This is a genomic window from Methanobacterium spitsbergense, assembly GCF_019931065.1.
GTDB classification, from domain to species: Archaea; Methanobacteriota; Methanobacteria; order Methanobacteriales; family Methanobacteriaceae; genus Methanobacterium_B; species Methanobacterium_B spitsbergense.
On record NZ_JAIOUQ010000017.1, the window covers coordinates 13766 to 36693 of the forward strand.

Consider the following 22928-nt stretch of genomic DNA (forward strand, 5'->3'; position numbering starts at 1 on the left):
TATGGGAAAATATGATAACTGGCTAATCAATGGAGTACATCCAAAATGGATTGTAAGTGTGGATAAAAAACTTCCTAAAATAACACTACATTGTGCATCACAACCAGGACCTGAATTTGAAGATGCTCAAGATGAAATAGAATTATTTGAACAAATTGCATGTAACACCATTAACAATAAACCCTTGATAAATGGGGGAACAGACCTACAAACAAGCATAGACGGCAAAGTAGTAACAATCACTGATGGAATCCACACATGGGATGGTGCTATTGAGTATACGGTTCCAACAATAGATGATACTTCTGAGACATTGGTTAAATGGGATATGGTAATATATGTTCAACTCGAAAGTGCCTCATCAAAATTACCATACAGTATCTACAGACCAGATTTCCGATTATATGGAAATATAGAATATGAACCATGGACAGATAATATTTACCTGATCACTTCAGGCTATGGTAGGCCTGTTACTGGTAAAGGAGTTGAAACTGATACTTTTGATCCAATAATTTTTAATTGGGATGGTAGAGGTAAAATTTATATTGCTTCATCATGGATGGGTGTTGCAAAGGATAATCTGATAGATATAGATGATGAAATCATTGTATCCAATGGAACAGAAACAATAAGACAAGCTTATAATACTAATATTTATGCTCCCGGTAAAGCCCTTAATATCACTTCATTATTGGTAGAGGGGGATAATGAGATAACAGTTTCAATACATGATATTTATGGAGCAAAGATTGGATGTGGGCCTTTATATATTTTAAGAGATACTCTTCCATTTAATAAGGGAGGCACTGTTCAGAATGTTCCTTATGATGTATCTCAAGATAATAGTAGTGATCTTGTATGGGATAATTTAGAAACTATTCAAGAAACAGATGAGAACCTTGCAAGTGTTTATAATAACAATATGGGTCAAAGCATGGAATCTTGCAAGATAATTGCAAAAGATTTCGGTTTTGATATCCCTACAGGCATGTTAATTACAAGATTACAAGCGAATATAATGGTTGCTAACAATATTACTGAAAATATATCATCAGCAACATTAAGACAGAGAACAAAGATTAAATATCCTACCGAAGCTCATTTTCCTACAGATCCCGGCAGGTTAATTCCATGGGAAGATTTAACAAATATATTGGTAAATGATGAAACAAATCTTGCTCATGCAACAAACATTAGTACTACCGATCCATTGAAAACCACAGAAATTAGTGTAGACGATTTCGGTTTTGATATCCCTGCTGATGCAATTGTTAAAAGATTAAAAGTAAAATTAGGATATGCAAATAATAGTGAAGTCATAGATACAAGTTTAGCTGCAAGATTAAGAACCCAAAATAAATTCCCAACAGTATTTGAACAGGAAAATACTGGAATACAATGGGAAAATTTAGAGAATATTGGCGCTGATGATGATGTTTTAGCAACAACATTATCAAATACAGGAAGACCTGCATTCACTTCAAATATAACCATGAAAGATTTTGGTTTTGATATTCCAGAAGATGCAGTTGTAACGGGAGTAAAAGCAAAATTAAAGTATGCAAATAATAGTAATACTTTAGGATATACTAGAACAAGACAGGTAACAAATACTACACAAATTCTAGGTAATTTTGAGGATGGATATAGTGATCCTGATCCTTTAATAACAACTCAAAGAAATAATGTTAATGCTGGTGGAGATTTATGGAAAGGTAACCAAACATGGGACGGGATAAGTAATTCAGAGTATGCGGGTGTAGGTAATGTTGTATTAATGCAACATGGACCTGGCAATGGAAAATCAGCATTATATGTTGCCCATGTTAATTATATCCCACAAATTCCGGAGGGTTCAACAATTGATAGGGTTAGAATCCAAGTTAAATGTGGTTCACAAAATGCAAATCCCGTTTCTCCTAATGGCGATCTTGTAATATGGAGAGGGGATATAAATAATCCATCAAGTAATTCTGGTATAAATTTAGGTAGGCATCAAAGAGCAAAAGATAACCTTGAAACAATCACGGTTGATACCAACACACTATCCTCTCATTTTACATCACTTCTTTTAAATGCTGATAATTTAAGGGCTGATAATCTCTATATTGGATTTAGTGATATTGTAGGCGCAAATCAGTACAGTTGGTTAGAATATATAAAAGTTATTGTAGATTTCACTATACCAGATATTACTAAAAATAATGTAGTAAATGTAAATGGTTTAGAAACTCTAAGTGATGCGATTATTCAATCAGCTCAGAATAATCTAAAAGTGAAGGAATGGAATTTAACTAGATTTTCAAATAAACCTTCAGTATATAATAATCCGGAATTCTTTGTTGCTTATCATGCAACTGTTGGAGTAGATGATTTTGCATATATGGATAGTTTAGATGTTACAATAACCTATGAATTGACTGTTGAAAATAATGTTCATATCATAGGAGTGAATGGCCAAAAAATAGTTAGGAATTATATTAAAAGTGAATCAGATAGACTTCAAGAATTATTATTAGATAGTAATGATGGAAGTATTAATTTAGTTTCAACAGATCCTGCAACATATAATGATCCTACTTTTAATATTTCATATCAAACAACATTATCCACTTTAAAAGAAGCGTGGGTAGATTATATTGAAGTTGAAATTCTTTATGAATTAGCCATGTCTGGTAATCAAATTATTAATGTTAATGGACAAGAAATATTCTGGAATTTCAAAAAGGGTACTAACCCTAATAATATGGAACTTTTAAAATTAGACACATTGGATGGAGGCATCCCTACATTCTCAGATGATCCTGCAGTATATAATGATCCAGAATTTTATGTTTCATATAAAAATTCAGTAGGTTCCTTCAATACAATCTGGATAAAATATATCGAATTTATAATAACCTATAAAGTAGGAACATTAGCACCAATAACTAGGACTGATCCAAATGCTGAAGGGTATGAATTTGGGTTCATGCAAATAACAGAAACAAGATTAGTAAAAGAAGTTCAGGTCGTAGGAAATGCATGTAATTTACCTGCAACATTAACATTAAATGGCATTAAACAAAGCATGCATTACAGCCATGATCATAATGGGGGAGATATTGGATTGGATGGACAGGAATCATTAAGTTATACATTAAATCCACCAGTAACAGTATTAGAATTTGTATCTGAAAAACATTTACCTCCTTATGATGGTGAAGATCTAGCAGAGAATAATAAAGGAATACGATTAAGCCAAATCAAGGTGATTTACAAATGACTGAACTAGCAACATTAACAAATGCGAGTATATTGCCAGTGAAAGGAAGTATAGATGGAGATTTATACGATTACGTTGTCAATGTTACTGTAGCATATTCAAATCAAATTAAGACTGATTTCAGTGATCTACGATTTGCAGTGAATAATGTTGAAGTCAGTTACTTCTTAATAAACTATATTGAAGGCGTAAAAGCTAATTTCTATGTTTTAATCCCTAAATTACCTGCAAGTCCCGCAATTACTAATATTGCAATGTTCTCAGGGAATCCAGTTTTAGCAGATATAAGTGATACTGAAATTTTTAGTTCTGATTTCTTTGATCATTTTGAAGGAACAAGTTTAGACACTGATAAATGGGAATTAAAAAGTGGAGAAATTACTGTTGCAAATTCTATTGCAAATATTAATGGAGTTATACAATCAAAAAGAACTAATTTTGAATCTTGTAGTGTTTCAATGAAAGTTAAGATGCCTTCTATTGTTATGCCTATCTCAGCCCATTTTCTTTTAGTAGATCCTGAATCCGAAAATTTATCCTATTGGGCGGCTGATTCTACTAAGTTTATGGGATTTATAGCACAAGCCAATAATTGGATGGTAAGAACAAGCAATCCTACAGAAGGCATAGTTCCACAATATTGTACACAGGAAGTAGATACAGGTATTGTTGCTAATGATACATGGCATATATTAAGATTTGATTTCTTTAAAAAACAAGGCACAGCAATTGCGGATGATGGCGGGACCTATGTTTTAAATAATTCATTTCAAATCAAATACTATGTTGATGAAGTGTATAAAGGGGAAATTCATAATGTATTATGGTATTTTTATGGAGTCCCTGATGGTACATTTAAACTTCAATTGGGAAAAGAACAGGGTATTGCAGATATAGATTGGATAAGAGTAACTGATATTATAATGAGTTCTCCTGTTCTAAGCGAACAAACCAATTGGATTACAAATGCAGATATTTCAATTACTGATTCTGAAGGTAATAGTTTGAATACTATTCTTGTTGAATCATTATATCCTAATGATAACAGTAGAGATCAAACAATAAATCTTGGAAGTACATTACATGATCTTAAAAATGTTACAATAAAACCCGCACCATTATCAGGCGAGGACATTCCGGAAGCGATGGTAAGTGCAAGTCAAAGTTCTTATCAGTATGTGGAATTAAGTTTAGATAAAAAAAATTATTATAAAGTTTTGTATGTTCCTGAAATCAAAGCATTTACAAATCAGCTTTTATATATGCGGTGCACAATACCGGATTATTCTTATGACGGACCGTTTATGTGCGGTATTGAAATAACAGCAGAATCAGGATAAAAAATATTTGGAGTAGTGATATAATATGGCAGATCCAGTTGTAAGTTTTTATAAGGAAGATGATATTACAGAATTAAATGATTTAAATCCCGAAGATCATGGGAGTGCAATTATAGGTAGTGAAAGTGAACCTCAAATAATTCACATATGGAATGATAAAGAAGCAGTTGCAGGTTCTACACCAATGTATAACGTAAAAATTAAAGTTGTGACTGAATTATTAGGAGATAGTGGTGGAGAAAATGCAGATGGTGCTGAACTTGTTGAAGAGAGTTGGGGTTATATTAAATCAATAACTAATGAAGATGTAGAATATACTCAGATAGGGGCAGGAACAGAGTTCATAATAGGTGAAATTGATAGTGATAATTTTGTATCAATTGAACTTAAAATTGATGTTCCTTCTGATGCAACCCCAATAGTTCCAGATGGAGATATAAGATTTAAATTAGCAGTTATTTATGACTTAACAGAAACATAAATAGGTTTAGGAAGGAAACAATATGCTCATATTTAATGATGATTTTTCAACAGATTTATCCAAATGGAGTTATGTTCCCTCTGGCTGGGATATTGTTAATGGAAAATTAGTTGCACCAGATTCAGGTTATATTGATAGTGTTCCATTTCTTGTTCCAAATGATTTTATTGCAACTATTATTCACAATAATAATGGGTATGTTCCTTCTTCTTATTGGTTAGAGTTATCACTATTTAATGATGATTGGACTTCCTATATTGATTTTGGATTTAAATTTTATCCAAATAATGGAACAGCAGATAGTCATATCTTTGGAATAAGCGGTGAAAATGATAATAATGATATTCCAATTAATTTTGATGAAGATATATATATTGAAATTAGTTTAATAAATTCTGTTTTAACAATGAAAGTTAATGGTACTGTTGTAAACACCACAGATACAGATACTATTCATGGAATCATACCACCTTTTACAGGATTTGAAATATATACTACTGGACAGGGTGTGAGTTTTGATAATTTAATTATAGAATCTGTAACATCAGCCCCAAATATTTACATGGAGTATCTTGAAAATAAAGTTAATATTAGAGAAAATAGGAATATAATATATCTTGAAAATAAAATCAATATAACTCAGAATATTAGTCTAATAGAATATCTTGAAAATGAAATTAATATACGCCCAAATATCAATATAGAATATCTTGAAAATAAATTAAAAATAATACCACATAAACTAGTATATCTTGAAAACAAATTAAATATCCGGACAAATACTCAAATAGCCTATCTTAAAAACTTTGTAAATGTGACCACAAATCAACAAGTGGTTACTCTTGAAAATAAAGTTTCAATTCGTAGAGTTTGGCAGAATACTTTAACAATCCAAGGTAATGTCTTCTCAGATAGTCCAATGAATCCACCAAAACCGGATGAAGATATTGTTTTTGTTGTTGAAGGAACAGAATATCCAAATTTATCTTCCTTTAAAACGGATTTAAGAGGTAATGATTCATCTGCAAGTTTCAGTATAGTGTATGATAGCAAAGATGAACTCCTATTATTATCAGGTCAGAGTATAAGATTACGGGAAAGGAATAGTGATCCACAAGGATTTTATGAAGGTACTATACAAAAAGTTGGAATTCATTCCGAGGCAGGACAACACCAATACAGTTTATCTGGTAGAAATTTTGCATCAAAACTTGTAACTGAACCATTTGGATTAAATGCAAGTATAAATTCCCCTACATTATATGCCTCAATGCAATTATTATTAATGATAATTGATGGAACTGGAATAACATTAGGTCCATGTGTTGATATTGATGTAGGGATCAGTGGGATATCTAGTAATAATATGGCATATAATGGTTTTGCAGGTAATTGGAATACTAAAGCAAAGGCATTGACAGATTTACTTGCATTGGTAAGTGTTTTAAAAGGAAGAAATATAAATTGGTTTGTTGATTCAAAGAAATTATTAAACATATATTATACAGATATTCCGGATTCAAGTATTGGTATAATAATAAGGGAAGATAATCCTAGATTGTTAAGTATGGATACTATTGATGATTCTGAGAGTACAGCAAATAAATATAAAGGATTTGCTGGAGCAAATAATGAAATTGTTGTTGAAATGGAAGATGAAGAAAGTATCAATGGATATATCGATGAAAACACCGGTATAGAATGGCCACCATTAGGGGTTATAATAGGAGATGACTTCCAGAACAGTTCTATATTAAATAGTCAAGATTTAACAGCAAGAGTTATAAATGAATTATATCTTCATGGAAAAAGAACATTCAGTGTTTCAATTCTTTTATCAGGATTTCCAAGTGTTCAAATAGGACAGCCATTATATTTACCGGATCATTACATGTTTAAAGGAATGGTATTTATTGTAACTAATATCACAAGAACAGGTGATAATGCATCAAGAACAACACAAATAGTAGCAACAACTGATAGGGCAGTTTTAGGTCCATTAAGTAATTATGAAGCAATAATAACGGTAATTAAATCAGTGTTACAAGAATATAGTCCTACTGAAGGAAGTGTTATTGAAGTAGGTACAGATCCAAATGAGGGAATTGTTACTGTAAAACCAGTTGATAAACCTGCAACTGTAAATGTGAACAATATAGGAAAAGCATAAAATGAGTGAACAAGATAAAATACTTATTTATAAATTTCCATCTGGAAAAAGTGTTGCATTAAATCCACAGAAGGATATAGGAGACAGCGACAAAGTACTGTTACATCACACGATGAATGGTAAAAAGGAAGCTGGTCAATTTTATCCAGCTGAAGTTGAAGATACTGTTTTCATGACAAAAACTGATGCAATAAATGGAACTGGTAGCTTTTGTGATGATTCCTTTCTTGATGATACAAAAGAAATAAAAAATAAATTACTTGATAATGGAACAAGAATAGGAACAGATACAGTTTATGCTACACTTAAACATACACCATGCCAGATTGTTGAAATAAACCGTGATATAAAAATTCCACCTGCAACTGCAGTCGGTTGGAAGTTAAGTCAAACTTGTAGTGGTAGTTTTTTAGATAGTTATGGAAGTTTAGGAGATTGTTTGAATCATGCATGGCAATCTGCTTTTAAATGCCAACAAACTGAAGATCCTGAAATTTGTGCAAGTGTTAATGATCCAAATCTATGTTATCTGAATGAACCAAACCCCCTCGGTGCAGATTGGATATGTTATTTTGGCGAGTTGGGGTCATATAAAATAAGTTGGGGAGATTATGTTCAATATGATGATTTTGGTTTATATATTCAACCGGGAAGACAAATTACGGGGAACATATATCAAGAAGGAACAAGTGCATCAACCCCATTTTATGATGAATTTCCATTAAATTCTGATATATGGTATGGGTGGGTTATGGAGGATAGAAGTAATCTTTATATGGAACCATTGCCATTAGAATTTCAGGGTGAAGATAAAGATTGGTTCTATGTATCACCACTACCAGATAAATATCCTCATTGTCAAAAATGGACTAATAACAAATTTAAATATGGCAATAGTGCAAATATTGATAAAGGAACAATATTTAGGGTAGATGAACTTACTCATGGAGTTGGTACACAACCACAACTAGATATTTGGTTGATAATGGATAGGGAATTAGCTGAAGTACACCCTGAAAGATATGAAATACAATCACTACAATCAGATTCACCATGGTAAAATATTATATCAGCATATTAAAAAAATAATGAATATTTAAAATGAATGACTAGTTGCTACATTACCTGCATCAGCTGATGTAGTTTGAGTTGCTACAACATTACCATTACCATCAATAATTTGTATAGTCAAGGTGCTTGTATCAGGTGTAACTGTTCCATTAGTACTTGCAGTATTTTTTGTATTGTCTTTTGAGAAACTGATTATTACCATTCCAGGATTCTGACTTAATTGGAATGTTTGTGAACCTGTTCCTGAAACTGATTTACTACCAGAACTATCTTGTATTTGTCCCATCCATGGACCTGAAGCAATTACCTTAACTGTAGGTATTTTTCCATTTGTTGAAGATTGTGTATTTTGGCTTTGAGACTGGGACTGATTGGACATTGTTGTATTATTATTACTACTTGTACAACCTGAAGCCATAACAACTAAAACTAATATTCCGATTACACTTAATATTCCTATTTTAGATTTTTTCAAAATAAAATACCCCAAATAAATAGTATTATTTAAATGATTTAATAAATTTTGTCTTTTATTTTTTATAGAAGAAAATGAAATATACAATCAATGCAAGAACAATTAAACCTAACGGGAATAAAATAATAGCTATAAAAAATGCTCCTAATAACATTAATCCTTTAATTACCAATTCAAAAATATAGATAAAATTAATAGGATCTCTTTTACCAACTTCATGAATATCATATCCTACAGAACTTTCTTTTAAATACTGTTTATCATCATCTAAATGATGTTTTAAGCTACCGCCACAACCACATTTAGAGCTGAAGTCTTCTGGTTTTTCTTCTGGTAAAAGTTCATATTGTTGTTTACATTTATTGCATTGCAAATAATCCATATTATTATTTTTTAGTTTACTAATTATTAAATTTTTTGATTTATAAAACTAGTTTATACAAGGAGGCGTTTAATTTATGACAGGTAGAAATGAATCCGCTACAGGTGCACATATATATTATAAAGATGAAGATGGGAAAGGACATAATATTCCATTACAAGGAAAAGATGGAGCAGCTTTTGTTATTGATATTCCAAACAAGATTGTCCATACAATTATTGATAATGATACTTTTGATGAGACTGTTGAAAGTGAGGATATTGATTTAAGTCTTGTTAAAAAGGGTATAATTACCATTGTTACAGGTACAGTTACCGATACTTGTACAATGGACGTTAGTCTACAAATAAAGGATAGTAATAATAATTATATGGATTATCTGGATTTTATTGCCCCTGTAGATACATTAGATTATACAAGTATCCCTAAAACTGGCCGTATTGTATGTACCAAAGGTGGTAATGGTAGTATTGCTGGTGTTACTGTTGAATTAACTGTATATTAAGGAGGTGTTGATTTATGGCAACTAGAACAGCGAGTGTATCTGGTAATTGGAGTAATATAACAACATGGGGAGGGTCAGCTGTACCCATAAATGGTGATGCTGTTGTGATTGATAGTGATGTTGAGGTTTTATTTGATGTTGATGAAACAGTATTTACAGGATTAGCTTCAATGGATATAAATGGTATATTCCATGTTAAACCTGATATGGTTACTTGTTTAAAGATGAATGGGAATATAATAAGCACTGATGGAACGGGTGCATTATATATTGGTAAAAGACTTATTGTATCAGATTTTAGTTTAACAACAGATAAAACTAATGTTTATGAGGTAGCAAGAACTTTACTTGTTGGTACAGTTGAAGAAACATTAGGAGTAGGGTTTAATAATGCACTTGATATATTGGTGGATATTGCTGTTGATAATGAAAATATACGTCTTAAATCATTAGGCGAAGATGAAATGATGCTAGATATTTCACAAGAATTTAGAGTTAATTATCGTTCAACAGTCAGTTTATCAACAATTTTAAATTATATCGAAGATCATACAAGCACATATTATTATGATGAAACTGGGAATAACCTATATATTCATACATCTGATAGTAGTAATCCATCAACAAAGACAATAACTGTTATAGAACCAATTAATAGACCTGCTGCTGGTTCTGAAAGTAGATGTCAATTAATATTTAATTCTACTGGTACAATCAATATTCCAACTATTCGTATGTATGGGTGGTATCCAGATAAGGAATTTACTCAATTAGATGCTGATGCAGATTTAAATGCTACACAAATAGTCTTAAAAGAAGATTTAGGATTGCAAGCAGGGGATAAGATAGGCATTGGTTGTGGAACTGTAAACGGACAATTAACTGAAACAGCAAAAGGATATTACACCGTTTCAAGTTATAATGCTGAAACAAAAACAGTAACACTTACTGCCGGACTACAAACAGCAAGGTTAATTAATGATTATGTCTGTATTGGGTCACGACCTATTAAAATAAGTCGAACAAGCGGTACAGTTGAATATATTACTACAAAAATTGACAATATAGTTTTGATAGGAGTATTAATAGATACATATTTAGTACGTTATTCTGCATTAGCAACATCCGTTTATACCGAGAATACCATTATAAACCACTGTACATCCTCAAACAAATCAATAGGAATTGGTTTTATTAATTCCCAGATATTGAACACAACACGAGTTGGAGGAGCATCTAGTAGTATTTGTGGAAAAATATTTTCTTCAATAATAGACAACTGTGTTTCTATTTCGGGAGTTTTACCAATATCTGGAGGTTTTAATAGTATAATAACTGATTGTATATGTCAAAATAATGATGATACTGCCACGGGAATGAATATTAAAAATTGTATATTTAAAAATTTAAAAATGATTAGCGATTCGTATAATAAAACAAGATATAAAAATTGTGAATTTTCAAGTGCAGAAACAATAACAGAACCAACATCAACAAATTATATTTGCACAGCCATATTTGAATCCTGTATTTTTAAAGAAAATACAATCGGATATTTTCCAAGCGCATTAGGAATAAAACTTTTTAACTGCCTATTCGAAGGAACTGAATTACAAAACTATAAATGGGTTGCAAGAGACCCCTCCCAGATCATTGAAAGTTTTGATCACAATCAAATTGTAGGTAATTATAAAGCTTGGATGAAAGGTGGAAAAATAATCACAGAAAATAATAGACTTAAATTTATCTGTGAATCCTCTAGTTATCCTGTATTCCGTGACTATAAAATCCTGGTTCAAAAGAATAAAATAGAAAGATTCCGTATAATAGGAATTAAAGACTTCACCGGCGGAACAATCAAAGCTGAATTAATAGACCCAGCAAACGACCCACTCATAGATCCCACAGCAACACCCCTTGTAACTTCCAGTATGGCAGATATCAAAGATACCGATGTATCAATGAATATTAATTACAAATCACTAAAAGCCCAAGAACTCATCTTAAGAATTTCAGCAAAAAACAATACAGGAAATTATATTCTAAAAGAACTAGTACGGTTTAACCGTCGAAGTAGAGAAGTAATTCAATAAACTATTTTTTTTATTTTATGAGGAGCAGGGAGTGTTTATCCACCTATTGGGGGGGACCAATTCGGGGTGGAATTGGTAAAAAATTAGAGAAGAAAAACACATCCCATACTCCTATTTATTATATTGATTCTAAGTACATGTTAAAAATTTTGTAGGTGTTTCTATTAAGGGAGTATACTGTGATTTACTATTTAATCTACCCATATACTGCCATCTGGACCTATATTCACTACATTTAGACAGTTTATGTTTTTTTGGCCAGAAGTTTTTAAACGATTAGTTTTAGTGGTTATTTCCATAAATTCATCGGTTATAAGAATTTTAATATCTGGAAAATAGAATATTCCTGTTATTTTAAAATGATTAGGGCTAATTTCTTTAAAATCCAATAAAATCTCTTTTGTAGTTTTATTTGTTACTACTATTCGTTTATTTTCTATTTTAGTATCATATTCATCTTTAGTTGGTAGATTTTGTATAGAATTACTGTTATTCAATACTACAATAGGATCCCCCTTTTTATTTCTTAAAGTACAGTTTAATAATATTTTCCCGTCATCCCCTTCCCTGAATCTAAGTGGCTGTTTATTAAGTCCTTTCCCCACTAAATTAATAACTCCATTACAGTTTATTGCTTTATTTGAACCAAGATCAACATTAAAGTTTTTAGCTTCCACTTTAACCATCTAATCCCCCCTAATTATTAATTATTTTTTTATTATAAGGAGCAGGGAGTGTTTATCCACATATTTTGGGGACCATAGTATGGGACTTTGGTAAAAAATTAGAGAAAAAACAACATCCCTACTCCTATTTATTAGAGTGATTGAATGTTCTATTTTAAATTTGGCTTATTTTATTTTTAGATATTTATAATTAGGAGGCGGGCAGGGACGGATTAACCAAACTTCCATGGCACCCAAAAATAAAAAGAGATATTTTTTTGGTAAAAAATTGAGGTAGACAATCCCCACCCTATTTATTATATTGGGTGAATGTTGTATTTGATAATTGGGTTTATTATTTTTAATTAAATAAGGAGTAGGGGGATGTAATTCTTATTTTTGAACAATTACTTTGGGGACGGCAATATGTTAAAAAAAATGAAGTGTACATTCCCCTGCCCTATTTATTATATTTATTTGATGTTCATATGAACCCCGAACAATTCGCTTTTTAAATATGGGTTTTATTGTATTCTAATGCTTATATTTAGGGCTTATTTTTTTTTTAATTTTTTATTTGGAATTAGTGTAAACAATGGAGGAATTATTTTATGAGAACATTAGAAGCAGGTATGAGTGGAACAGATGTAACCACATTAAAAACATGGCTAAATAAATATGGATTCAAAGATGATAAAGGACTAAAACTAAACACTGGAAGTAACCTATTTGATGTATCTACCAGACAAGCACTTAAAAGATTTCAAAGGAAAGTAGGACTCGTGGACACCGGCAAATTTGATGCCATTACACAAAAAATGTTACCAAAATATAAGCCTGGTGACAGTGTACCAGTACAAAAAGATATTGATGGTTGCTGGACAAGTCCACGCTATTTGATGGATAGTAACATGAAACAAGACACTAATACATGGTGTGCCTTAAATGTAATCCAACAGGTCTGGAAAGAAATGTTTAATATATTCATCACAGAGGAAAGCCTCTATAAATATGGATACACCGGTCCATCAGGTACTGGTCCCGCTGAAATCAAAGCAATACTAATGAAATTAGCAAATAAATACAACGTCAAAATCAAAATAGAAACCTACAGTAAAAAAGAAATTTCATGGGATGACATAGGGATAGCAGTTGCCAGAACAGATAAAGGCGTATTCTAACATGAATTATACATGGGCAAGTGGGGACATTGGGATTACTGCGTATCAGTCTGTGCAAAAAATATTTACATGGCAAACAGTCTGCAAGGTAAAGTCATAGGATACCTAAAATCAGTAATGGAATCCTGGTTTAATGGAATTACAAGTGATGACAGTATATACATTGTATCGAGGGGTTAAAATGCCAAAAACAGTTTATATGAATAGTGATTTAATAAAAGATGTAAAAACAGACTTGAATTTCTTACAATCTGTGGGTAAGACATTAGATTTTTATGGAGTGCCATATAAGGCATTTGCTTATCCTAAAGAGAAAAGTCCTCATTATTGGATTTTAAAGAATGCTCCCAAAGATGCGGTGATATTACATAATTCTTTGATGTGTGCTGGCACTATTGTTGATGTTTGTACTGCCTCTTATCAGAAATTAAAGGCAAATAGGAAGTTTTTATGGAACTATTTCACACCAACAGAAGATTATGCATTCAATGTTAACACACTTCCGAGGGCCAGGGATGATAATTTCAGTCCCGCATCATTAAAAGAATTAAATCAACCTGTTAGATACATGGTACAAAAAGGAAAATTCAATATTAGTTCCACTGTGGATCCTAGAAAGATTGGAAGGCAACTTGCAATGATGGCTTATATGCCATAGGGAGGTGTTAAAACGTGCACTCCACAATCAATAGTAACATGCAACAAATGCGGTGAAATCTACAATACAGAAGTATTTGAATTCTGCCCTAAATGTAGCTCAACTGAAGACGTTAAACCTTCTCATTAATTTGAGAAGGAATCTTTTTTTATTATATGAATATGGATAATATTGCAACAATACTAGAAATTACAGCTGCAATAGTTCCTATATTTGAAACTGATTTAACAGATTTACACAGCCATTTAATAGGATCATGAATATCAGTTCCCGCAATTATTACTGTTGCTTGAACTCCATTTTCTTTGCTTTTCTCATCCATTTCATGAATTTGATTTTCAATAAGTTTAACAGATTTATGACTATAAAAAGCTAATACGCCAAATATCAAAGCTATAACCATCCATATAACAGTTTTCATGTCAAACATTAAGAGATTCTCCTTTAATTATATATCTAGATTTTAGTGACCGAGTATTACATAAAACAAATGATTATCAATTTTGAATGAACAAAGAAATTTAATCTAAAAAACATTAAAATAATTTTGAAAGATCATTTCCATTGTTATCGATTTTACGACCACAAAAGGGACAAGGAAATATATCTACATAAGATTCCTTTATCTCATTACGTGCTGTTATGTACTCTTTTTTTATTAATTTAATTTCTCCTCTACCACAAATACATAGATGAAATTCATTAATTGTTTCTGACAAAATTATCACCAATTAATAATTAATTGTATACTTAGATAAAATTGTTTAAAAGAGAATTATGTGATGTTTATCACCAAAAACCAGTCATACGTTGCGAGTGTAAAAAAAATAGAAGTAAAAAAGTAAAAAAGTATTATTCTAATGCTTTAACTGCTAGTTCAATATCTGATGCTTTAACAGTTACTCTTCCTGCGTGTTTTGCAAGTAGAAGTGCTTGTTTGGAGATATCTTCTCCACATTGTTCTAAAACTTTTGTTAAAGCTTCTTTTGCATCTTCACTTACTCTTTTTGCACCGGAATTTTTTATTATTCTTCCTATTGGAGCTATTGGTAGTTCAGTCATTTTTTATCACCATATATAATTAATAAGTTCATTTATTTAAATACATTGAATTTTAATGGATTTTCATAACGATATATACTTTTTATAAAGATTTTGTGATTATAATCACCAAAAACCGTGTAATATTAGTATAAAAAAAATAAAAATAGTTTTTAGGGAACCCCCCCTGGAACCCTAATGTTATGAATCCACCTATAACAGTTACAAATATATTATATAATCCTAACTTATTAATACTTTTATATCTAAAAGCATATATTCTTGTCCCATTTCCAGGTAGATGTTTTTTTTATCCACCTAATTGGTTTATTATTTTTTGTAGTTGGGTTTTTAAATTTTCCATTACCTTATTATATTGCTTCAGATTATTGGCACTACTTCTCAAATCCTCAGCATATGCTTTATCGTCTCCATTTTCAAAGTCATTGGCACTTTTTTGATCTATGGCTGCTGATTCGTTTGTTAAAGACGATAGGTTATTAGTGATATTCGATAGATTACTTATTTCATTAGCAAGAGTTCCTTTTCCTATTAGTTTATATGCTAAAACACTACCCGCATAAAAATTATTATAATCGGTAAAATTTTGATTTAAAAATCCAATTGGTGGAGAATTAAGATTTCGCATTTGATTAGCCATTTCAGATCTCTGGCTCTGAGACATAAACTTCAATGAAGGGTTACTCTCAATAATATCCGCAGAATTTTCTAGATCACTAATAGTAGAATTATTATTCACTGGAAGTTGAGGCATTCCATTTAAATCATTATTAAAACTATCTAGTTCCATTGGCATTAAAACATTTGTTACTGCAACATAAAACAATCCATAAATACCAATTACAGCTACTAAAATAATCAATATTAAAATTTTTTTGTTCATCTTTCACACCATTTACATCACTTAAATTGAAATTTTGTTGAATATTCCATGGAAAGTTTGATTAAAAAGATCATTCTTCATTATTATCATCTATTACACTCTGATTTAATTAAATGTTTTCAAAATATTTGTTGGTATTAAAATAAAGAAATTCAATGATAATATAAGTAATATAATAAATAAAGAATATTCTAGAGGTTCGTTTATATCGTATTAATGTTAATATATTTTGCTAAAATCTATTTAAGAGGTTTAAATGTTAAGTCGACTGCCAAAACCTAAAATTAAAGACCCTAATCATACTTTAATTGGTATTATAATCATTCTAGTGCTAATAGTAGGGTTTACTGGAGGATATATCTTATTTTCTCACTCACAAACTCCGGTTATTACGTCTAATACTAGCAACAATACTACTGTAAATAATACAACCTCACCTGTTAGCAATCAATCAATAGTTAAAAAAGAAGTAACTAATCCGCAAAAATCAAATCCACATAAGTCCAAATCCAAAAACTGATCCCTTTATTGGTTAATCATTAGTACATGTCTGATTTAATTAAATGTTTTCCAAAAAAAATATGACTAAGACTTCAACTAATAGAAATTTATTTAGAAAAATTTAAGCTTTAATAACTTAAATTGTTGATTGTAATACAGTAAATTATTTGGGGTGATATATTGAAAATTAGAGGGGATTTTGTTACTAATAGTAGTTCTGTAAGTTATATTTTAACTATGAAAGAAGATCTATTCGATATGCAAATTAAAAAATTTAAAGAGTATAAACCCGAAATAATACCTTTTCTTAATTATATTAAATCAAAAATCAAAAGTGGAGGAAATAAAGTCTTTATTGATAAAGAAGAATTATACTTTATGAAATTACAGTTTGGCAGTACTGATATTAACCATCCTGAAGGATATTCCGAAGAAAATTTCTGGTCTAATACTGATTTTAGTAGTATAAAAGATGATGAGCTAGAAGAATTGTTTAAATTAGCAATAGTAGGAGGGCAGGATTTATTCGGTATTGGTGCAACTCAAATTCTTGCTAAATAATTTAAAAAAGCTATTCGGAGGGAGTTTAATGAAAATTAGGGGAGATTTTGTAACTAATAGTAGTTCTGTAAGCTATATTTTAACTATGAATGAAGATACCTTTGATGTAAGCATAGCTCAATGTGGAGATAGTGGTACTGGTCAATTCCTTAAGTTTGTAAAAGAAAAAATTAAAAATGAAGGAACTAGAACAGTTTTAAATGACGAAGAAATATATTCTTTGAAAATAACTTTTGTTACGGATGAGGCTAGACCTATAGCTGGAATAAGTGATGATGGAACAATGGCAGAATTTTTAAATGTAATGCGTGATTTGGATATAAATAACTTAACCAATGAAGAATTAAATTCCTTTTTATATTGGACAATTTTATATCCAAATTACATTTCTAACATTGGAGCAACTAGAGTGGAGACTTATTAATTGGAGTAAAATGATTAGAAAACATTTTGAGGATTATAATTTCGTTGGGATTCCTGAAACCGGTGTAACATTTAGATGGGGTAATAATCTTAAAGAAAATCCTTATATGGCTCCATGGCCTGAATTGGCTGATATTTCCATATCCAATTATTGTACCAATGAGTGTGAATATTGTTATAGGTCTAGTAGTCAAGATGGCAAATTAATTTCTATTAATGACTATGAATTCCTATTAAAACAATTGACAAGTGATAAATATGGTGCAGTATTTCAAGTTGCGTTAGGTGGAGGGGAACCTCTTCTTCATCCTGATTTTAATGAAATTTTAAAGATAACACGAGAAAAATTCAATATTATTCCTAATTATACTACAAGTGGAAAGTTTTTTGATAAGGAGAATATTGAAGCTACGAGAAAATATTGTGGTGCAATAGCAATTTCTTATGACCCATATAGAGATTTATCTTTAGATGATATCTCAGAAATTGGGGCTAATTTAAAACAGAATAATATTAAAGCCAACATTCATTATGTCATTTCTGAAAAAACATTAAATAATGCAATTGAGATAATTGAAGGAAAATATGATGAATATCTCATGAGTTTTAATGCAATCATTTTTTTAACTCACAAACCCTTTGGAAGAGCAGATAATCAAGATTCTATCAAATCTCCAGATATGCTTAAATCATTCTTAAATTTGATTGATAATCCTATTTCTAAAGTTAGAATGGGGTTTGATGCTTGTTTTGTTCCTCTTCTAATGAAAAATACTGACGTTGACAATAAAATGATAGATAGTTGTGAATGTGGATTTTTTTCAGTTTATATCGATGAAAATTTAAATGTTATGCCATGTTCGTTTTGTAATGATGATAATTTCAAATATAATCTAAAAGAATTTAATTTTGGAGAAATATGGTTAGATAAATTCTCGGATTATAGGAACTTAATAACTGAATATGGTAGAATAGATTGTGATGATTGTGATAAATTAGATGATTGTAGAGGAAAATGTCCATTTTTCGATGAATTATTTTTATGCAAGTTGATATCTTAAAAAAAAATTGATATTATAATCGTTATATTCCCATTGGTACTTATTTTTCATAACTAAATATTTTTATGGAAAATTAACAATGTTATTTGGAGTGGGTACGAAGCATTTACAAACAATATATTAAATAAAAATTTTTAATAACAATTCTTTATTAATTAGCTTTTACATATGACTTAATAATGACTATACCGTCCTTATTAAATGATTACAGAAAATTTGAAAATATAGATAAAAATCCGGATAGAGATTATATGGATTTATCTAATATTCCATTTGTATCTCCAGCAATGCTATTGCCCACTATACATTATGCAAGATCTAATTCAATTTTAACATTACACTGCCATAATAATGCAATTGGACATATAAATAAAATTTTGGGGAAATCTAATGGTAATAGTAATATGATTCCTCTAAATGTAATTAAGCTCAAGAATTATGATGATGAGGTTAAAACTAACATTATAACAAGTATTGATCAAAAAATTCGTAAATTACTATTTCCCCATAATAAAAGAGGGCATGTTGAGTATGGAGGAGTAGGGGTATTCCCATATATAACTGGAGAAATATTCAGTAATGTGGAACAACACTCTAATGCTAATACAGTATACACTTATAGTCAAATATATCCAAATGAAGGATATATTGATGTGGCTATTTTAGACGATGGAATTTCTATTCCTGGGAAGTATGAACAATCAAGACCAGAATTCATTAATAACGACATTAATCCATACGAATTTAAAAATGATTGTGAAGCAATATTTAGATCATTGAATGGTATATCTACAAAAGAAGGGTTCAAAAAATCAATGAACGGATTAGCATCTGAAGAGGATATTGTCAGAAATGATAATATAGGTTACGGTATTAATACATCAATTAGAACAATAACGGAAGGGTTAGGTGGAAGTTTCTTAATTGCTTCTCGAAAAGGTATATGTCATCTTACTCCTAATATGAAGAAAAAGTTTATAAAAGTTAAAGATAATAATATTCTTAATGGTACTTTAATTTGTATTCGATTTAAAAAAATTCAATTAGAACAAAACGAATTCGAAGGGTATATAGAAAAGCATATTCCTATTCAAATTGAAGATGCAAAGTGGTAGGGGGTTTTATTTTATGCAGTCAATAAATGAAATAATGATCAGTGAAAAAATCAATCCAAATCTTACGATAAGAGGAGGAGCAAAAATATTTTTTGACTATATTAAAAATATCCCTGGTGATGATATATTAATTAATTTCGAAGGGTCTGAGTTCATAAGTCGCTCTTTTGCCCAAGAATATTTAAAACAAAAAAGGCTAATTAACAAAAATATTAAACAAGTTAATGTTCCCGAAAATATTAACTCCATGTTTAAAATTGTAGAAAATTCTCCTAATCCTAATATTAAAAAAATACTTGAAGGATTATAAGATTCTTAATCTACTTTTTCATTTTTAGTTTTTGATATATGTCTATGTGACATTAGTAGGATTCAAATTGGAAATGTTGATTGTACTTCTACTTTCCTTTTAGATGCTGTAACGTTTTTATGAGTAGTTTTAACTGTGTTATATATGGATGCATCTAGATAGGTTTGTAATGATGGTTCTTTTGTTAATATTGATTCCATATTCACATCTATGATGTGCACTTTTTCCATTAGTTTGGGCCAGTATCCTATTAATTTCCAGTCTTCATTTCTATCCAGGTACAGATCTATTTTATTAATATAGTTTATCTGTTCCATCATTGAAGTGTAAAAGCGGTTAAATTCATTTCTTGTAAATACAATGACTTCTTCATGGTCTTGGAACATTTCAGGGTTGGATAGTTCTGCTATTCTTCCATTGGGTATTCCTTCACTAACTCTCATAATATCATCAACTCCACTATTTTCATGGAATTGAATTTATGATATTTAGATTATAACCCACTTGAGATAGAGTGTCTGAGAAGTTTTAAAAAAATAATTATTAATAATTTATATTAATATTAATTCATATATAGATATTATAAAATATAGTTGGAGGATTTCAAATGAATGAAAAACAAAATATAATCCTTAGGAGTATTGTAGATTTGGCAATTGAAAAAGATACCCAAATAATATATTTTAAAGATATTAAAAATAAAATAAATTATTCAAACATATCCGATGAACAATTATACAATTCATTAAAGGGTTTACAATTAGAAAATTATTTAAAAATCAAGAGAACTAGCGGAGGACTCGAAAATTCAACTATAAATCTATATGTATTGGGATTTATGAGATACTTTGATAGTATAGATAATTCTGCAGATATCTGCAAATCTATTTCTTCAGCCATCTATAAAGATAATATTCTTTTCAATAAACAAATCATTGATCAAACTCGTGCTAAACCCATAATTGTTTATTATATAATTAAATACTTTGAATCCATGGGTTATATAATTTTAGATAGACCATTTAAGAAAGGTATTGAATCGATTAAAGACATCACATATGATGGAGAAAGATATTTTAAACAGTTATTAAATTGAAATCTAACAAACAGGTCATATATCTATTACTAAACTCCCAGTCTAGGTAATACTTTTTATGTTTGATACGAGCTGTACAGCTGCATGAGGTCCTGCAAGATCTTTGTTTCCCGGACAACTACCAATACTCATAGAGAATGTTTATTTTGATAAAATAAGAATGCATATCTCTTTAACTAAATTTATCTAAAAATACACTTGATATGCCAATAGTAATACTTTTTAATTAATGTTCCAACAGTGGGAACATTATATTAAATATCCCTAACACAATAATAATCAAGAATTGGAGGAGTATTATGGGAATATTAGATGTATATCAATGTCCAAACACAGACTGTTGGTGGAGTAAAAACACAGGGAAAAAGGGAGAACACTGCCCTGAATGCGGAACTGAACTAAAAAAAGTAGGATTTCGTGAAGGAGCAAAAATTACTGCCGAAAAAGATAAACTCAAAAATGATCCTGAAACATATAATAGAAAACAGGCATATAAAGAAGAACAAAAAGCACTTAAAGTACAAGAAAAGGAAGAAAAACGTTTAGCACAATTATTATTTTCAACTAGAGTTACCGATGACGATCTTAAGAGATCCATAGAATCTGATATGAGTAACCTTGCAAGTCATGAAGCCGGTACAAAGTGGATGCGGGTCGGTACACTTCTAAGCTTTAATAGTACAGAACAGATGATAGGAGCCGGTTTTAAAGCAATCATAGACCAAAACAAAATAAAAATTAAACAGAATGAATTAATTCTTCGAGAACTTAAAAAATTAAATTCAAAATAAATTCAAGAACTGGGAACTAATTAAATCTTAGTTTTAATTAATTGGAATAGTAATTAGTAGTCAGACTCTTTTTATTTTGGATAGTCTGCTATTTCTTTCTTAAACCTCCAAAAACTAGTTCTAGATAATTCTTTTTTTGCTTGTTCAATTATAAAATCAGGATTTTCATATTCCCATTCCATTCTTTGATAAAATTTGACATCCTGTAATTCTAGAAGTTCAAAGGGAGTTAAATCATTAACATCTTTTTTTAGAATATTATTGGGGTCATGATTTTTAGGTTTGAATCTATCCTTGCGACCTTTCCATTGTAAAACAAATTTCCATATTTTCGATTTATATTTTTTACCATTTCTCTTTTCTTTGTTTTCTTTTAAATGACGTTCACGATATAATGCTCGTTTAATATCGTTATAATTCCATTTTATATCATATTCTTTAGGCAACATAAGATATAATAAATTAGTAATCTTTTCATACCCATACAATTCACATAGTTGGCTTAAATAATAAACAGCTGAATCTTGTTCATCATTTTCAATTATGGAGTCTTCTAAATAAACTGATAACTTCAAATGATTCCATGTTTTTTCTAGGTTCATTTCTTCCATTTTAATCACCACGTCTATCTCTGATTTTTGAACCTTATAAAATGTTTCAATTTACAGTAATTTGAAACAAATATAGTCGAAAAACAGATCTAATTTTTAACATATCAGAAATTCCTAATAATTTATACAAATAATATGTCAAATTGGTAGTCATAAAAGTAGTCAAATTAACAATAGGTAATAAAAAACTTTAAGAAAGTATAGTAAAAACAGCCCTAAACCATA

At 30.1% G+C, this 22928-nt stretch carries 27 protein-coding genes; 18 read left to right on the top strand and 9 right to left on the bottom strand.

Annotated elements, in window-relative coordinates; genetic code table 11:
* Position 1 precedes the first annotated feature (1 nt).
* Genes K8N75_RS13380 through K8N75_RS13400 form a run of 5 tightly spaced genes read left to right on the top strand, consistent with a single transcriptional unit; the run spans position 2 to position 8319 of the window.
* Positions 2–3268, top strand: coding sequence for a hypothetical protein (locus K8N75_RS13380; protein ID WP_223792555.1), 3267 nt, complete (start codon positions 2–4; stop codon positions 3266–3268).
* Positions 3265–4608, top strand: coding sequence for a DUF2341 domain-containing protein (locus K8N75_RS13385; RefSeq protein ID WP_223792556.1), 1344 nt, complete (start codon positions 3265–3267; stop codon positions 4606–4608). The genes K8N75_RS13380 and K8N75_RS13385 overlap by 4 nt, the downstream gene beginning before the upstream one ends.
* A 25-nt stretch (positions 4609–4633) precedes the next feature.
* Positions 4634–5089, top strand: a complete 456-nt coding sequence (locus K8N75_RS13390; RefSeq protein WP_223792557.1) for a hypothetical protein — start codon at positions 4634–4636, stop codon at positions 5087–5089.
* 22 nt (positions 5090–5111) lie between these two features.
* Positions 5112–7259: a hypothetical protein gene (locus tag K8N75_RS13395; RefSeq protein WP_223792558.1), complete on the top strand. Its 2148-nt coding sequence runs from the start codon at positions 5112–5114 to the stop codon at positions 7257–7259.
* Position 7260: 1 nt separating this feature from the next.
* A complete protein-coding gene (locus K8N75_RS13400) occupies positions 7261–8319 on the top strand; it encodes a hypothetical protein (RefSeq protein WP_223792559.1) in 1059 nt (352 codons plus the stop codon).
* Between the two features lie 36 nt (positions 8320–8355).
* On the opposite strand, the gene K8N75_RS13405 is transcribed toward K8N75_RS13400, so the two are convergent.
* Positions 8356–8805, bottom strand: a complete 450-nt coding sequence (locus K8N75_RS13405) for a hypothetical protein (protein WP_223792560.1) — start codon at positions 8803–8805, stop codon at positions 8356–8358.
* Between the two features lie 55 nt (positions 8806–8860).
* Positions 8861–9178, bottom strand: a complete 318-nt coding sequence (locus K8N75_RS13410) for a hypothetical protein (protein ID WP_223791825.1) — start codon at positions 9176–9178, stop codon at positions 8861–8863.
* Between the two features lie 85 nt (positions 9179–9263).
* Here K8N75_RS13410 and K8N75_RS13415 point away from each other — a divergent pair, with 85 nt between their 5' ends.
* Together K8N75_RS13415 and K8N75_RS13420 are read left to right on the top strand one after the other, a co-directional pair.
* Complete coding sequence (locus K8N75_RS13415) at positions 9264–9692, top strand: hypothetical protein (RefSeq protein WP_223792561.1); 429 nt, start codon at positions 9264–9266, stop codon at positions 9690–9692.
* A 14-nt stretch (positions 9693–9706) separates the two neighbouring features.
* Entirely contained in the window at positions 9707–11785 is a 2079-nt protein-coding gene (locus tag K8N75_RS13420) for a G8 domain-containing protein (protein WP_223792562.1), read from the top strand.
* 191 nt (positions 11786–11976) lie between these two features.
* Here the strand turns inward: K8N75_RS13420 and K8N75_RS13425 are convergent, their stop codons facing one another.
* Positions 11977–12471 carry a hypothetical protein gene (locus tag K8N75_RS13425; RefSeq protein WP_223792563.1) on the bottom strand — a complete coding sequence of 165 codons (495 nt, stop codon included), beginning with the start codon at positions 12469–12471 and terminating at the stop codon, positions 11977–11979.
* Positions 12472–13061: 590 nt separating this feature from the next.
* On the opposite strand from K8N75_RS13425, the gene K8N75_RS13430 reads away from it, so the two are divergent.
* The 3 genes from K8N75_RS13430 to K8N75_RS13440 are packed head-to-tail and all read left to right on the top strand — an operon-like array spanning position 13062 to position 14289.
* Positions 13062–13631: a peptidoglycan-binding domain-containing protein gene (locus tag K8N75_RS13430; RefSeq protein ID WP_223792564.1), complete on the top strand. Its 570-nt coding sequence runs from the start codon at positions 13062–13064 to the stop codon at positions 13629–13631.
* A 12-nt stretch (positions 13632–13643) separates the two neighbouring features.
* Positions 13644–13811, top strand: a complete 168-nt coding sequence (locus K8N75_RS13435; protein ID WP_223792565.1) for a hypothetical protein — start codon at positions 13644–13646, stop codon at positions 13809–13811.
* Between the two features lies 1 nt (position 13812).
* A complete protein-coding gene (locus K8N75_RS13440) occupies positions 13813–14289 on the top strand; it encodes a hypothetical protein (RefSeq protein ID WP_223792566.1) in 477 nt (158 codons plus the stop codon).
* A 151-nt stretch (positions 14290–14440) separates the two neighbouring features.
* On the opposite strand, the gene K8N75_RS13445 is transcribed toward K8N75_RS13440, so the two are convergent.
* From K8N75_RS13445 to K8N75_RS13460, 4 genes are all read right to left on the bottom strand, one after another.
* The gene (locus K8N75_RS13445; protein WP_223792567.1) at positions 14441–14719 is read right to left on the bottom strand and encodes a hypothetical protein; all 279 of its coding nucleotides are present in this window, start codon (positions 14717–14719) and stop codon (positions 14441–14443) included.
* A gap of 106 nt (positions 14720–14825) precedes the next feature.
* Positions 14826–15008, bottom strand: coding sequence for a hypothetical protein (locus K8N75_RS13450; protein WP_223792568.1), 183 nt, complete (start codon positions 15006–15008; stop codon positions 14826–14828).
* A 133-nt stretch (positions 15009–15141) separates the two neighbouring features.
* Entirely contained in the window at positions 15142–15351 is a 210-nt protein-coding gene (locus tag K8N75_RS13455; RefSeq protein WP_223792569.1) for a histone family protein, read from the bottom strand.
* 289 nt (positions 15352–15640) lie between these two features.
* Entirely contained in the window at positions 15641–16234 is a 594-nt protein-coding gene (locus tag K8N75_RS13460; RefSeq protein ID WP_223792570.1) for a hypothetical protein, read from the bottom strand.
* Positions 16235–16490: 256 nt separating this feature from the next.
* Between K8N75_RS13460 and K8N75_RS13465 the strand changes: the two genes are divergently transcribed.
* The 6 genes from K8N75_RS13465 (at position 16491) to K8N75_RS13490 (ending at position 20205) form a co-directional block, all read left to right on the top strand.
* Positions 16491–16754: a hypothetical protein gene (locus tag K8N75_RS13465; RefSeq protein WP_223792571.1), complete on the top strand. Its 264-nt coding sequence runs from the start codon at positions 16491–16493 to the stop codon at positions 16752–16754.
* 161 nt (positions 16755–16915) lie between these two features.
* Positions 16916–17296 (top strand): hypothetical protein, encoded by a 381-nt coding sequence (locus K8N75_RS13470; protein ID WP_223792572.1) that lies wholly within the window; start codon positions 16916–16918, stop codon positions 17294–17296.
* Positions 17297–17324: 28 nt separating this feature from the next.
* Positions 17325–17720, top strand: coding sequence for a hypothetical protein (locus K8N75_RS13475; protein WP_223792573.1), 396 nt, complete (start codon positions 17325–17327; stop codon positions 17718–17720).
* A 10-nt stretch (positions 17721–17730) separates the two neighbouring features.
* Entirely contained in the window at positions 17731–18780 is a 1050-nt protein-coding gene (locus K8N75_RS13480; protein WP_223792574.1) for a radical SAM protein, read from the top strand.
* Positions 18781–19031: 251 nt separating this feature from the next.
* Positions 19032–19895 (top strand): hypothetical protein, encoded by an 864-nt coding sequence (locus tag K8N75_RS13485; protein WP_223792575.1) that lies wholly within the window; start codon positions 19032–19034, stop codon positions 19893–19895.
* A gap of 13 nt (positions 19896–19908) precedes the next feature.
* Positions 19909–20205, top strand: a complete 297-nt coding sequence (locus tag K8N75_RS13490) for a hypothetical protein (RefSeq protein WP_223792576.1) — start codon at positions 19909–19911, stop codon at positions 20203–20205.
* 62 nt (positions 20206–20267) lie between these two features.
* On the opposite strand, the gene K8N75_RS13495 is transcribed toward K8N75_RS13490, so the two are convergent.
* Positions 20268–20648 carry a hypothetical protein gene (locus tag K8N75_RS13495; RefSeq protein WP_223792577.1) on the bottom strand — a complete coding sequence of 127 codons (381 nt, stop codon included), beginning with the start codon at positions 20646–20648 and terminating at the stop codon, positions 20268–20270.
* A 164-nt stretch (positions 20649–20812) separates the two neighbouring features.
* On the opposite strand from K8N75_RS13495, the gene K8N75_RS13500 reads away from it, so the two are divergent.
* Complete coding sequence (locus K8N75_RS13500; RefSeq protein WP_223792578.1) at positions 20813–21301, top strand: hypothetical protein; 489 nt, start codon at positions 20813–20815, stop codon at positions 21299–21301.
* Positions 21302–21600: 299 nt separating this feature from the next.
* Positions 21601–22092: a hypothetical protein gene (locus K8N75_RS13505; RefSeq protein WP_223792579.1), complete on the top strand. Its 492-nt coding sequence runs from the start codon at positions 21601–21603 to the stop codon at positions 22090–22092.
* A 71-nt stretch (positions 22093–22163) separates the two neighbouring features.
* Here the strand turns inward: K8N75_RS13505 and K8N75_RS13510 are convergent, their stop codons facing one another.
* On the bottom strand, positions 22164–22703 hold the full coding sequence (locus tag K8N75_RS13510) for a hypothetical protein (RefSeq protein ID WP_223792580.1): 540 nt from the start codon (positions 22701–22703) through the stop codon (positions 22164–22166).
* Positions 22704–22928: the final 225 nt, after the last annotated feature.

Bases quoted from the DNA above. Each gene is read 5' to 3' on its own strand.
- K8N75_RS13415 (WP_223792561.1), top strand. From the start codon at position 9,264: ATGACAGGTAGAAATGAATCCGCTACAGGTGCACATATATATTATAAA.
- K8N75_RS13495 (WP_223792577.1), bottom strand. From the start codon at position 20,648: ATGAGAGTTAGTGAAGGAATACCCAATGGAAGAATAGCAGAACTATCC.
- K8N75_RS13460 (WP_223792570.1), bottom strand. From the start codon at position 16,234: ATGAACAAAAAAATTTTAATATTGATTATTTTAGTAGCTGTAATTGGT.
- K8N75_RS13430 (WP_223792564.1), top strand. From the start codon at position 13,062: ATGAGAACATTAGAAGCAGGTATGAGTGGAACAGATGTAACCACATTA.
- K8N75_RS13475 (WP_223792573.1), top strand. From the start codon at position 17,325: ATGAAAATTAGGGGAGATTTTGTAACTAATAGTAGTTCTGTAAGCTAT.
- K8N75_RS13485 (WP_223792575.1), top strand. From the start codon at position 19,032: ATGGATTTATCTAATATTCCATTTGTATCTCCAGCAATGCTATTGCCC.
- K8N75_RS13420 (WP_223792562.1), top strand. From the start codon at position 9,707: ATGGCAACTAGAACAGCGAGTGTATCTGGTAATTGGAGTAATATAACA.
- K8N75_RS13510 (WP_223792580.1), bottom strand. From the start codon at position 22,703: ATGGAAGAAATGAACCTAGAAAAAACATGGAATCATTTGAAGTTATCA.
- K8N75_RS13425 (WP_223792563.1), bottom strand. From the start codon at position 12,471: ATGGTTAAAGTGGAAGCTAAAAACTTTAATGTTGATCTTGGTTCAAAT.
- K8N75_RS13500 (WP_223792578.1), top strand. From the start codon at position 20,813: ATGAATGAAAAACAAAATATAATCCTTAGGAGTATTGTAGATTTGGCA.
- K8N75_RS13385 (WP_223792556.1), top strand. From the start codon at position 3,265: ATGACTGAACTAGCAACATTAACAAATGCGAGTATATTGCCAGTGAAA.
- K8N75_RS13435 (WP_223792565.1), top strand. From the start codon at position 13,644: ATGGGCAAGTGGGGACATTGGGATTACTGCGTATCAGTCTGTGCAAAA.
- K8N75_RS13445 (WP_223792567.1), bottom strand. From the start codon at position 14,719: ATGTTTGACATGAAAACTGTTATATGGATGGTTATAGCTTTGATATTT.
- K8N75_RS13465 (WP_223792571.1), top strand. From the start codon at position 16,491: ATGTTAAGTCGACTGCCAAAACCTAAAATTAAAGACCCTAATCATACT.
- K8N75_RS13380 (WP_223792555.1), top strand. From the start codon at position 2: ATGGGAAAATATGATAACTGGCTAATCAATGGAGTACATCCAAAATGG.
- K8N75_RS13480 (WP_223792574.1), top strand. From the start codon at position 17,731: ATGATTAGAAAACATTTTGAGGATTATAATTTCGTTGGGATTCCTGAA.
- K8N75_RS13505 (WP_223792579.1), top strand. From the start codon at position 21,601: ATGGGAATATTAGATGTATATCAATGTCCAAACACAGACTGTTGGTGG.
- K8N75_RS13390 (WP_223792557.1), top strand. From the start codon at position 4,634: ATGGCAGATCCAGTTGTAAGTTTTTATAAGGAAGATGATATTACAGAA.
- K8N75_RS13455 (WP_223792569.1), bottom strand. From the start codon at position 15,351: ATGACTGAACTACCAATAGCTCCAATAGGAAGAATAATAAAAAATTCC.
- K8N75_RS13400 (WP_223792559.1), top strand. From the start codon at position 7,261: ATGAGTGAACAAGATAAAATACTTATTTATAAATTTCCATCTGGAAAA.
- K8N75_RS13395 (WP_223792558.1), top strand. From the start codon at position 5,112: ATGCTCATATTTAATGATGATTTTTCAACAGATTTATCCAAATGGAGT.
- K8N75_RS13490 (WP_223792576.1), top strand. From the start codon at position 19,909: ATGCAGTCAATAAATGAAATAATGATCAGTGAAAAAATCAATCCAAAT.
- K8N75_RS13440 (WP_223792566.1), top strand. From the start codon at position 13,813: ATGCCAAAAACAGTTTATATGAATAGTGATTTAATAAAAGATGTAAAA.